Source organism: Streptomyces tatrensis, assembly GCF_049310065.1.
Lineage (GTDB): Bacteria > Actinomycetota > Actinomycetes > Streptomycetales > Streptomycetaceae > Streptomyces.
This window is the reverse complement of record NZ_JBMDLB010000011.1, coordinates 5,467,931-5,479,647: the sequence shown is the minus strand read 5'-3', so window position 1 is coordinate 5,479,647 and position 11,717 is coordinate 5,467,931. Positions and strand designations below refer to the sequence as shown.

General features: G+C 70.2%; 11 protein-coding genes and 1 pseudogene. 4 read left to right on the top strand and 8 right to left on the bottom strand.

Annotated features, from left to right (window positions below):
• Positions 1-173: 173 nt before the first annotated feature.
• Entirely contained in the window at positions 174-452 is a 279-nt protein-coding gene (locus ACODT5_RS40915) for a glutaredoxin family protein (RefSeq protein ID WP_422524038.1), read from the bottom strand.
• 154 nt (positions 453-606) lie between these two features.
• Here ACODT5_RS40915 and ACODT5_RS40910 point away from each other — a divergent pair.
• The 4 genes and pseudogenes from ACODT5_RS40910 to ACODT5_RS40895 form a co-directional block, all read left to right on the top strand.
• Positions 607-1,572, top strand: a pseudogene (locus ACODT5_RS40910) (RNA-guided endonuclease InsQ/TnpB family protein); the annotation flags it as partial.
• Positions 1,573-1,695: 123 nt separating this feature from the next.
• Positions 1,696-2,694, top strand: a complete 999-nt coding sequence (locus tag ACODT5_RS40905; protein ID WP_422524037.1) for an HAD family hydrolase — start codon at positions 1,696-1,698, stop codon at positions 2,692-2,694.
• A 361-nt stretch (positions 2,695-3,055) separates the two neighbouring features.
• A complete protein-coding gene (locus ACODT5_RS40900; RefSeq protein ID WP_254387331.1) occupies positions 3,056-3,874 on the top strand; it encodes an ECF subfamily RNA polymerase sigma factor, BldN family in 819 nt (272 codons plus the stop codon).
• Between the two features lie 296 nt (positions 3,875-4,170).
• The gene (locus ACODT5_RS40895; RefSeq protein ID WP_422524036.1) at positions 4,171-5,376 is read left to right on the top strand and encodes a DUF5667 domain-containing protein; all 1,206 of its coding nucleotides are present in this window, start codon (positions 4,171-4,173) and stop codon (positions 5,374-5,376) included.
• A gap of 102 nt (positions 5,377-5,478) precedes the next feature.
• Here the strand turns inward: ACODT5_RS40895 and ACODT5_RS40890 are convergent, their stop codons facing one another.
• From ACODT5_RS40890 to ACODT5_RS40860, 7 genes are all read right to left on the bottom strand, one after another.
• On the bottom strand, positions 5,479-6,477 hold the full coding sequence (locus tag ACODT5_RS40890) for a lysophospholipid acyltransferase family protein (protein WP_422524035.1): 999 nt from the start codon (positions 6,475-6,477) through the stop codon (positions 5,479-5,481).
• Complete coding sequence (locus tag ACODT5_RS40885; RefSeq protein WP_422525182.1) at positions 6,477-7,532, bottom strand: NAD-dependent epimerase/dehydratase family protein; 1,056 nt, start codon at positions 7,530-7,532, stop codon at positions 6,477-6,479. Before ACODT5_RS40885 ends, ACODT5_RS40890 begins: the two co-directional genes overlap by 1 nt.
• 95 nt (positions 7,533-7,627) lie before the next feature.
• Positions 7,628-7,726: a 30S ribosomal protein bS22 gene (locus ACODT5_RS40880; RefSeq protein WP_003948845.1), complete on the bottom strand. Its 99-nt coding sequence runs from the start codon at positions 7,724-7,726 to the stop codon at positions 7,628-7,630.
• Between the two features lie 142 nt (positions 7,727-7,868).
• Positions 7,869-8,078 carry a helix-turn-helix domain-containing protein gene (locus tag ACODT5_RS40875; RefSeq protein ID WP_162688852.1) on the bottom strand — a complete coding sequence of 70 codons (210 nt, stop codon included), beginning with the start codon at positions 8,076-8,078 and terminating at the stop codon, positions 7,869-7,871.
• 114 nt (positions 8,079-8,192) lie between these two features.
• A complete protein-coding gene (locus tag ACODT5_RS40870; protein ID WP_422524034.1) occupies positions 8,193-9,023 on the bottom strand; it encodes a phosphatase in 831 nt (276 codons plus the stop codon).
• A gap of 333 nt (positions 9,024-9,356) precedes the next feature.
• Positions 9,357-10,508 carry an acetoin utilization protein AcuC gene (locus tag ACODT5_RS40865; protein ID WP_422525181.1) on the bottom strand — a complete coding sequence of 384 codons (1,152 nt, stop codon included), beginning with the start codon at positions 10,506-10,508 and terminating at the stop codon, positions 9,357-9,359.
• Positions 10,480-11,712, bottom strand: a complete 1,233-nt coding sequence (locus tag ACODT5_RS40860; protein ID WP_422524033.1) for an MFS transporter — start codon at positions 11,710-11,712, stop codon at positions 10,480-10,482. Before ACODT5_RS40860 ends, ACODT5_RS40865 begins: the two co-directional genes overlap by 29 nt.
• Positions 11,713-11,717: the final 5 nt, after the last annotated feature.

Here is an 11,717-nt window from a genome sequence, read left to right as displayed (position 1 = left end):
TGTCCGCTTTGTCCGAGCAAAGTGACCGGGGTCACGCGCCTTGGGCATACGAGCCGGGAACGGATCACACGCCGAACCCGTTCAATTCCCGAAGGGGGCAAAACGGTACACACTCCTCACCAATACGCCCCCGAGACCCCATAAATCGCCCATGATGGTAACCGCCCGACGGCTCAAGCCTGCAATGCCCGTCGGAGCCGGTCAGGGTTCACCCTCCAGAAGGTGTGCTGCTCGCCGTCCACCAGCACGACCGGAATCTGCTCCCAGTGCAGGCGGTACAACTCCTCGTCCTGCGAAATATCCTTCTTCTCCCACTGTGCGCCCGTCTCGGCGCACACCTTCTCGACCACTTCCTGGGCGTCGTCACAGAGATGACACCCCGGCTTCCCGATGAGCGTGACCACCCGCTCCTCGGGACGCTTCTTCTGAGCACGGCGCAGCAAGGGACTCATGCCCCCATTCTCCCGCGCCGGAAGCTCGGTCACTCACTCGAGTGAGGTTCCAGTGTTCTAAGGATCGATGCGAGCTCGGGCTCTACGTTGGCGTGATGACGGCAACGACGGCAGCGGTGGCGGAGGGGACCAAGGTTGCCCGGTTCACCTACCGGCAAGTGTCCCTCAGCAACAGCTGATCCGGGACTTCGGAAAGTCCCGTGCAAGGGCGCAGAAGGACATCAAGGACCGGCTGCCGGTGTGGCAGCGGGCCGGCCTGCCCCGATGGAAGAAGAAGCGCGATGCGGATCCGAGCCTGAGCTACACCAAGCGCGGGTTCCGGATCAAAGATGGCCGCCTGCATCTGGCGGGCGGGATCGTACTGACGGTGGTGTGGTCGCGCGATCTCCCAGGTGATCCGTCGTCGGTGCGCGTGTACCGGGACAGCATCGGCCACTGGTACTGCTCGTTCGTCGTACCCACAACCACTGACTCCCTGCCCACCACCGGGCGAGTGATCGGAATCGACTGGGGAGTGACCGAGACCGCTACGACCACTTGTGACGGCCACGATCTGCCGCACCCGCAATACGGCAGGAGGACTGCCGCAAGGTTGGCCCGATATCAGCGGGTGGTGGCCCGCCGCCATTCCCCGAAGGGCAAGAAGCAGTCCAGGGGCTACCGGGAGGCGCGACGCCAGGCGGCGAAATTGCACAAGAAGGTCGCACGTCAGCGGCAGGACACCGTTCGCAAGTGGGCCAAGCGTGTGGTCCGCGACCACGATGCCCTGGCCGTCGAGGACTTCCGCCCCAAGTTTCTCGCCAAGTCGACCATGGCCAGGAAGGCCGCTGACGCCGCCATCGGCGCCACCAAGACGGCTCTGATCGAGATGGGCCGCAAGCACGGCCGTGCCGTGCACCTGGTCCACCCCGCGTACACCACGATGGATTGCGCGCAGTGCGGAGCGAGAGCCAAGCACACACTGCCGCTGGGTATGCGCACCTACACCTGCAACGCGTGCGGAGCCGTGTCCCCACGGGACAAGAATTCCGCACGCGTCATGCTCATCCGGGCAGGTCTGAACCCGGCCGGCGCCGAGAGCGGAAGACCTGAAGAACCGCCGGTTCGTCAGGCAGCTTGAGCCGAGAATCCCCACATAGCCCAGGAGGTGCGGGAGTCCCGTTCACCTCCCAGGAGGGGAGCATTCAAACCACCGATTCCCATCGGTTCGGGAACTCCCGAACACAGTGGCTATGCTCGCGTCATGGCCGCTCTGGGATGGCTCACCCCCCGTAGGCGCTCCGCCACCGCGCGGAGCGTGCTGGCAGGCGAGGCCTCGGCCGAGGCCGCCCGCAAGACCGCGCTGGCTGACGAACCACAGGTCGGCCCGGACTTCCCCGGAACCACGGAAGCGGAACGCGCGGCGGAGGCGGAGCCCAAGGCTCCGCAGGAGCCCGCCGAGCCCGTCGCACCCGAGTTCCCCGTCGCCGGCGACGACCTGGCCGCCGCCTTCTTCGACCTCGACAACACCGTCATGCAGGGCGCCGCGATCTTCCACTTCGGCCGCGGCCTCTACAAGCGGGAGTTCTTCCGCCGCCGCGAGCTCGCCCGCTTCGCCTGGCAGCAGGCCTGGTTCCGGCTCGCCGGGGTCGAGGACCCCGAGCACATGCAGGACGCCCGCGACAGCGCGCTGTCCATCGTCAAGGGACACAAGGTCTCCGAACTGATGTCCATCGGCGAGGAGATCTACGACGAGTACATGGCGACCCGGATCTGGCCGGGCACCCGCGCCCTGGCCCAGGCCCACCTCGACGCCGGCCAGAAGGTCTGGCTCGTCACGGCCGCCCCCGTCGAGACCGCCACGATCATCGCCCGCCGCCTCGGCCTGACCGGAGCCCTCGGCACCGTCGCCGAGTCCGTGGACGGCATCTACACCGGCCGGCTGGTCGGCGAGCCGCTGCACGGCCCCGCCAAGGCGGAGGCGGTCCGCGCCCTGGCCGCCGCCGAGGGACTGGACCTCGAACGCTGCGCGGCGTACAGCGATTCGCACAACGACATTCCGATGCTGTCGCTGGTCGGACATCCGTACGCGATCAATCCCGACACAAAACTGCGCAAGCATGCCCGCGCCAACGACTGGCGCCTGCGCGACTATCGGACCGGCCGCAAGGCCGTGAAGATCGGCGTCCCGGCCGCCGCGGGCGTCGGCGCGATCGCGGGCGGCACGGCCGCAGCGATCGCCCTGCAGCGCCGCCGCAAGTAGCGGCCGCGGGGCCCCGCCCGGCCTCCCGCCCCACCACACCCGGCGCCCGCCCGTGCCCGGGACATTCGCTCACCTCTACCCGCGCCCCCGGCGCGGCACTCCGCCCTGCCCCACTCGGTCGCGAGCCACCGTGGAAGCAGGCATTCCGCGCATCCAAGTGATCAAGAATCGATCACCATCCGTGCCTGAATATGCCCTCGACACGCAACAGAAGTGTCGTAACCGGTGATTTGAGCAACTGGGTGTAGCGCTGCCTGTACGAAGCGTTATTCTCCTCAAACGCATGCCACCGCCATCTGTCGCCACGACGGGTGAACGGTCCCGCACTGCACGTGATGGAAGCTCTGCCTCTGGGAGTCCCGTGTACCCACCTGTCGGGGTTGACGCCTCGGGCCTGGCTACGCTGCGCGCAACGGTCCTCGACCAGCTGCGCGGCTTCGTCCCCACCGCGTACACCGTCCCCGCATTCGCCACCGCGGTCCCCGCCGGACTCGGCCCGGCCGGTCCTTGCTATGCCCTGACCGACGGCGGGGCAACGGTGGGCAGACGCGGTCGCGCCGGCGGCTCGTCCGCCGGGGGCGCTGCCGCCGGGACCACCGCGCCCGCCGCCCGCCGTCCCACCGCGGACAGCGACCAGGCCCGCATGATGGACCTGGTCGAACGCGCCCAGGCCGGCGAGGCCGAGGCCTTCGGTCGCCTGTACGACCAGTACAGCGACACCGTCTACCGCTACATCTATTACCGCGTCGGCGGCAAAGCGACCGCGGAGGATCTCACCAGCGAGACCTTCCTGCGCGCGCTGCGCCGTATCTCCACCTTCACCTGGCAGGGCCGCGACTTCGGCGCCTGGCTCGTGACGATCGCCCGCAACCTGGTCGCCGACCACTTCAAGTCGAGCCGCTTCCGCCTGGAAGTCACCACCGGCGAAATGCTCGACGCCAACGAGGTGGAACGGTCCCCCGAGGACTCCGTCCTGGAGTCCCTCTCCAACGCGGCCCTGCTGGAAGCCGTACGGAAACTCAATCCGCAGCAGCAGGAGTGCGTGACCCTGCGCTTCCTGCAGGGCCTCTCGGTCGCCGAGACGGCCAGGGTGATGGGGAAGAACGAGGGTGCCATCAAGACCCTCCAGTACCGGGCGGTCCGCACCCTGGCCCGCCTGCTTCCCGACGACGCCCGCTGACGCCGCCCTCCTCTCACATTTCGGTACCCCTCCCTGATGACCTTGTTGAAACCGATGCCACCAACGGAGCGGACGACCCCGATGCCACCGACGACACCGTCGAATCCAACGACGCTGTGGTCCGATCATCCTTCGTCCGTAACCCAAGTGCCGCGCCGCTCGTTGTGGGGAATGCAGGCTCCCTGTGGACAAGCCCTGACCGAAGCCGCTCACTCGAAAGTGTGGATGTGCTCAAGGAAGGCAACCTTCCGGACACCTTGGGGAGTCGATCGTCATGACGAGAGGAGGTGCCGCCAGTGATCGCGAACGTGACTCCGCACCGGCGGGCGAACGCCTTCGCCCAGGCCCTGGAGGAGCGGACCCCGTCCGACCTTTCGGAACCGGACCCGGCGGCCGAGCAGTCCGAGGCACCTGCCGAACCTGCCGACCACGACCGGTTGTTGGCCCTGGCGAGCGTGCTCGGCGAAAGAATGCCGCGCCCGGTGCTGGACCCCGAGGTCAAAGTGGTGCAACGAGCCCAGCTCATTGCCGCCATGGAAGCCAAGGTGATGGAAGAGAGGGCCGGGGGCGGCGTGGCCGCCGACCCTCAAGTGCCCGAACAGCGGACCGGCCGCGGCGCCCACCGGGCGACCTCGCTCCGGAAATTGCGGCCCCGCTCCCGCTGGTCCAAGGGCATCGCGGCAGGCGGTCTCACCGTAGGTGTGGCCGCGGGGGCCTTCAGCGGAGTGGCCGCTGCCAGCACGGACGCCCTGCCGGGTGACCACCTGTACCCCGTGAAGCGGGGCATGGAGGACATCCGGCTCGGGATGGCCGACGACGATTCGGACCGGGGCGAGCTCTATCTCGACCAGGCCTCGCACCGCCTGTCGGAAGCCCGCCGGCTCATGGAGCGCGGCCGTCTCGGCGCGCTCGACCACGAGTCCCTCGGCGAGATCCGCCGGGCCCTCGCGGGCATGAAGCACGATGCCTCGGAGGGCCACCGGCTCCTCCAGGCCGCCTACGAACGGGACGGCTCGCTCGGCCCGATCCAGGCGCTGTCCTCGTTCTCCCGTTCGCACCGGGACGCGTGGGCCAAGCTCCGGGGCAACCTCCCGGCGCAGCTCACGGACGTGGGCGGTGAGGTGGAGTCGGTCTTCCAGGCCATAGACCAAGACGTGGCGCCGCTCCAGAGTCTGCTTCCGAAGCCTCCGGAACAGACCCGCGGCTCCGGACCTTCCACGAAGCCGAGCGCCCCGGCGGGCAAGCAGCAGGCGACGCCCGCTCCGGGCGCCCCGTCCGCGGCCCCCACGCCGTCGGCCTCGGGTTCCCCGAAGGCTCCGCCTCCGGGCGGCGGCGGTCTCCTGGGCGGCACGGGCGACCTCCTGAACCCGCCTACGAGCGGCCAGTCCACCCCGTCCGAAACCGGCGAGGCCCCGCCCCCCGCCCACCCGGACATCACCCTCCCGCCCCTCCTCCCCGGCCTCCTCCCAGGCCTGGGCATCAGCGCGGAGGACGCGGACTAGCGCCGGACAACGAAAAAGCCGGTGGGGCTGGAACATCCAGCCCCACCGGCTTTTCGTCGTACTCGGTGCGTCAGAAGCCTGGCCGGCCAGAAGCCCGGCCGGTCAGAAGAAGACGGACCTCCGCTGCACCAGCAGCTTGTACAGCGTGTGCTGGATCTGCTCCCGCACCTGATCCGTCAGGTTGAACATCAGCATCGGATCCTCGGCGGCCTCGGCCGCGTACCCGTCCGTCGGGATCGGCTCCCCGAACTGGATCGTCCACTTCGTCGGCAGCGGCACCGCACCCAACGGCCCCAGCAGCGGAAACGTCGGCGTGATCGGGAAGTACGGGATCCCCAGCAGCCGCGCCAGCGTCTTCGAGTTGCCGATCATGGGGTAGATCTCCTCCGCCCCCACGATCGAGCAGGGCACGATCGGCGTCCCCGCCCGCAGCGCGGTCGACACGAACCCGCCCCGCCCGAACCGCTGGAGCTTGTACCGCTCGCCGAACGGCTTCCCTATCCCCTTGAAGCCCTCGGGCATCACGCCCACCAGCTCCCCGGCCTCCAGCAGCCGCTGCGCGTCCTCCGCGCACGCCAGCGTGTGCCCGGCCTTGCGGGCCAGCTCGTTCACCACGGGCAGCATGAACACCAGGTCCGCCGCCAGCAGCCGCAGGTGCCGCTGCGCCGGGTGCTGGTCGTGCACGGCGACCTGGAGCATCAGGCCGTCCAGGGGCAACGTCCCGGAGTGGTTCGCCACGATCAGCGCGCCGCCCTCCTTGGGGATGTTCTCGATGCCCTTGACCTCGACCCGGAAGTACTTGTCGTACAGCGGCCGCATCAGGGACATCAGGACCTGGTCCGTCAGCTCCTTGTCGTAGCCGAAGTCGTCGACCTCGTACTCCCCGGTGATCCGGCGCCGCAGGAACGCCAGCCCGTCGGCGATCCGCCGGTCCCAGCCGTCCCCCGCCGCCGGCTCCGGTACGGCCTCCACCACCGGCTCCGGCGCCGGTTCGGCGGCGGGTGCGAGCGGCGCCTCCGGCGCGACCCGTACCCGCCGGGCGGGCGAGGACCGCCGTCGCGGCCGGTCCTCGTCGAACGGAATGACCTTGGCGTCCGCCACTATCGCTTCGCTCCATCCATGTCCACGTCCAGCAACCCGGCCACCCGGTCCACGGCCCGCCCCACCCGCTCCGGCGGCAGCAGCCCGCCGCCCCGGCTCCGCGTGAAGTCGGCGAAGGTCTCGGCGGTCGTATACATCGGCTCGAATCCCAGGGCCTCGCGCATCTGCGTGGTCTCCACGACCCGCCCGTGCGTGAGGAGCCTTATCTGCTCGGGCGAGAAGTCCGTCGCCCCGACCGCCCGCAGCGCCGAGCCGAGCCAGGTCACCGCGGGCAGCAGCAGCGGCACCGTCGGCCGCCCCAGCCGCCGCGCGCACTGCGACAGCAGCAGCACCCCGTCGCCGGCGATGTTGAAGGTCCCGCTGAGCCCACCGGGCCCGCTGGTCTGCGAGGCCAGGCGCAGCACGTCCAGTACGTCGTCCTCGTGCACGAACTGCAACCGCGGGTCGTAGCCCAGCACGGTCGGGATCAGCGGCATCGAGAAGTACTCGGCGAGCGCCGAGTCGGCGAAGGGCCCCAGGATGTTCGCGAACCGCAGCACGCACACCGCGACGTCGGGCCGCCTGCGCGCGAAGCCCCGTACGTACCCCTCGACCTCGGTGGCGTCCTTCGCGAAGCCGGCCGCGGGCAGCGACTTCGGCTGCGTGGTCTCGGTGAAGACGGCCGGATCCCGCGAGGTGCCCCCGTACACACTGGTACTGGACTTCACCACGAGCCGCCGTACCGTCGGGGACTTCTGGCAGGCTCCCAGGAGCTGCATCGTCCCAATGACGTTGGTTTCCTTGACGGTGCTGTACGAGCCGGAGCCCGCACCCGTCGCCGCTCCCCCGGTGACCGCGAGATGGACCACCGTGTCGACGGCGTTCTCCGCGAGTACCCGGGCGATGGCCGACTGTCTGATGTCCGCACGGACGAACTCGGCCGAGCCGAGCCGGTGCGGCGGGGTCACCGCGTCGACCGCGATCACCCGCTCCACTTCCGGGTCCCGCTGGATCCGCCGCACGAAGCGGCCTCCCAGTTGCCGGGCAGCCCCGGTGACCAGCACGACCTTCCCCACGAGCTCAGCGCCTCCCTCGAAGAAGTCCCCCGGCTGCACCACAGCCCCTCCACCAGAATGGTGGAGGGGCTGCGGAAAACACGTACAGCTGCCGTTTACTTCTTGTTACGGCGCTGGACGCGGGTGCGCTTGAGCAGCTTGCGGTGCTTCTTCTTAGCCATCCGCTTGCGCCGCTTCTTGATAACAGAGCCCACGACTACCCTCGCTCACTTCTCTTCATTCGGTGCGGGGCGTCGGGGCCCACACGACCTACGTCGGCCTAGCCTACCCGCCCGAGCTCTGAGCTTGTAATCCGCGTGCCCCCGAGGGGTAACCGCGGGCTCCCGACCCTCGCCCTCAGGCCGATTCCACCCCCACGAAGGACTCGCGGAGGTACTCGTGCACCGCGTTTTCCGGGACCCGGAAGGACCGGCCCACCCGGATTGCGGGCAGATGTCCGTTGTGCACCAAGCGGTACACGGTCATCTTCGACACTCGCATCACCGAGGCGACCTCCGCCACGGTCAGGAACTGAACCTCACTGAGAGGCCTCTCGCCAGCAGCCATGACACACCTTGACCTTCCGCGCATGACGGGCACCGGCTTCCCCTCCGGTTACGCCCCGTCGTCGCACGCTCACTCACCAGAGTAGGGGCGTGTGATACGAGTGGGGAAGAGGAGCTACGTCCACTCCTGCCGACCCGACAGACTTGCCCGATTGAGTACATAGCGAGTGAGCGGTCGGTAGTAGTCCGCGCGCACCGCGTCATCAAGCGGAACCGCCACCGACACCTGACCCTCCACTTCCCCCACGAACAGCGCGGGATCATCGGTATCGGCCAGCCCGATCGCCTCCACACCGAGCTGACCTGCACCGCAGACCCACCCGTGGTCCCCCACCACCAGCTCCGGCAACGGCCCGCCGGCCTCCGCCAGCGCCCCGAGCGCGATCCGAACCGGCAGTGGCGAATGGGAGTGCGCGCCGGTGTCACTCCCGTCCGGCCGCACGCCGTCTTCCCGCACCAGTGCGACCCCCCGTACGTAATCGATGCGGTGCGCGCGTACGCCGAACCGGGTCTGCACGTCGACGCGTACCCCCCGCGCCGGGGTGAGGACATCACATCCCGCCGCCGACAACGCCCCCGCCAAGGTGGCGTAGAACCCCAGGAGCCGGTGCGGGTGACCGGTCCCGAACAGCACCGGGGCCCGCGCCCGCGCCGCCGCACGCAGCCGCTCCGCGAAGGCCTCCAGCCCCGCCACCGTCAGCTCGGGATCGATCACGTCCGGCCCGCTGACGTGCGCGGGATCCGCCGAGACCCCGCACTTCTGCGCCATCAGCCGCAGCAGATCACCCTCGCCCCAGCCCCACGCGGGATCCAGTCCCAGCAGCACCCGCGGATCCCGCGCCGCGAACAGCCGGTAACTGCGCAGGCTTTCCTCCCGAGAGGTCGCGACGGGCCCGGCCAGTCGGGCGGCCAGCAGATGCGCACGCAGCGCGCCGGTACTCAACACCCTCCCGATGCTCCCCCACCCACCCTGACGGATCGCCAGTTCCGGCCAATCCCGCACCCGTTGGCGTAACCGACCAAGCCGGACCCGGCCCTGCGGGGCGGAGTTCCCCTACCCGCCCTTCGCCCGTTCCCCGGGCTCTGCCCGGACCCGGTCCTCAAACGCCGGACGGGCTGGATACATCCAGCCCCGCCGGATACATCCAGCCTCGCCGGCGTTTGAGGCGCGGGGTCTGGGGCGGAGCCCCAGGGGGTCCGGGCGCAGCCCGGGGCCCGACGGGTCAGGGCGCAGCCCTGGGAACGGTGGAAGGGCGGGTAGGGGACGGCCCCGCAGGGCTCAGGCCAGCAACCCGCGCAGCGGGAACACCGCCCGCCGGGTGGCCAGTACGGCCTGGTCGATCCGATCCGCAGGGTCGTAACCACCCTCCCAGTCCCGAAAGCCCGGCACCCGCCCATCCGTCATCCGCCCGGGCGCCACCTCCCGCGTCCGCGCATACACCGCATCCCGCCAAGACCCCGGCACAGCCGTCTCCGGCGGGATCGGCCGGTGCCCGGCAATGGCCACCAGGTGCGTCCAGGACCGCGGCACCACATCCACGACGGCGTACCCGCCGCCCCCGAGCGCCAGCCACCGCCCGCCCTCGACCCACGCGTGCGCCAGCTCGTGACAGGCCTCCATCACCGCCCGCTGCGCGTCCAGCGACACCGCCAAATGGGCCAGCGGGTCCTCGAAGTGCGTATCGGCCCCGTGCTGCGTCACCAGCACCTGCGGCCGGAAGTCCTCCACCAGCTCCGGCACCACCGCGTGGAAGGCCCGCAGCCACCCCTCGTCCCCGGTCCCGGCGGGCAGCGCGATGTTCACCGCCGACCCCTCCGCCGCCGGCCCGCCCGTCTCCTCCGGCCAGCCCGTCTGCGGGAACAGCGTCCGCGGATGCTCGTGCATCGAGACCGTCAGCACCCGCGGGTCGTCCCAGAACGCCGCCTGGACCCCGTCCCCGTGGTGCACGTCCACATCCACATAGGCGACCCGCTCGGCCCCCAGCTCCAGCAGCCGCGCGATCGCCAGCGCCGCGTCGTTGTAGATGCAGAACCCCGCCGCCCCGCCCGGCATCGCATGGTGCAGCCCGCCGGCGAAGTTCACGGCGTGCTCGGCCTCCCCGCGCCAGATCGCCTCGGCCGCCGCCACGGACTGCCCGGCGATCAGCGCGGACGCCTCGTGCATCCCGCGGAACGCCGGATCGTCCGCCGTCCCCAGCCCGTACGAGCCGTCGGCGGCCCCGGGGTCGGCGGACACCTCGCGCACCGCCGCGACGTACTCCTCGCGGTGCACCAGCCGCAGCGTCGAATCCCCGGCCGGCCGGCCCGGCCGTACCTCCAGTTCCCGGTCGAGCCCGAAGGCCCGTACCAGGCCCATGGTCAGCTCCAGGCGCACCGGGTCCATCGGATGGCCCGGCCCGAAGTCATACTTCGTTACCGCCTCGTCCCACATCAACAGCCCGGTCACCGGTTCGCCGCTCATGCCGGACACCGTATCGGGCGGGCTCCGCAGCGAACGAGCGGGCATGGAAAAGAGTGACGAGCACCAGCACCATCGGCACCAGCATCGCCCCCCGGTAGCTCCAGGCGTCCCCGATCCCGCCCACGAGCGGCGCCCCGATCAGGAAGCCGACGTAGTTGAAGATGTTGAGCCGCGCGATGGCGGTGTCGGAGGATCCCGGGAACAGCCGGCCCGCCGCGGCGAAGGTCTGCGGCACGATCACGCACAGCCCGAACCCCAGCAGCGTGAAGCCGAGCATCCCCACCCAGGCCCCGGGCGCCGCCGCGACCACGGCGAACCCGGCCGCCGCGACGACCGTCCCGATCCGTACGACGGCCACGGCCCCGAAGCGCCGCACCCCGAGGTCTCCGACGGCCCGCCCGATCAGGGTGGTCACCATGTAGACGTTGTAGGGGACGGTGGCGAGCTGCTCGGAGCTGCCGAGCACGTCCTGGAGGTACTTGGCGCTCCAGTTCGACACCGTCGAGTCGCCGATGTACGCACACGCCATCACCAGGCAGAGCGGCAGCAGCAGCTTGAAGCCGCCCGGCCCCAGCCCCTTGGCCTCGGCGGCGCCGGCCTTGGTCTTGCCGTCCTGGTCCACGTAGAACCGGCTGGCGAGGAGCGCGAGCGGCAGCAGCACCGCCACGGCGGGCAGATAGGAACTGAACAGCGAGAGGTGCCAGTGCGCCCCCGCCCACGCGGCGGAGGCCCCCAGGATCCCCCCGAGGCTGTAGGACGCGTGGAAGCCGAGCATGATGCTCCGCCCGTACGCGCCCTGCAGGCTCACCCCGAGCATGTTCATAGAGGCGTCGAGCGCCCCCACGAACAGCCCGAACGCCCCGAGGGCCAGCGCCACGTGCCACATCTCGCTGCCGGCGCCGACCCCGAGCAGTGCGAGCAGCACGAGCGGCTGCGCCCACCGCAGTACGGTGCTGGGCGCGACCCGCTTCACCAGGTGCTCGGTGACCACGCTCGACACACCGGCGAGGATCGGCACGGCGGCCAGGAAGACGGGCAGCAGTGCGTCGGATATCCCGTACCGGCCCTGAATGGCGGGGATCCGCGTCACGAGCAGGGCGAAGGCCACGCCCTGCACGAAGAAACTGAAGCCCAACGCCCCGCGCCCGCGGCTCAGCCGCACGTCTGCCGTCATGGCGG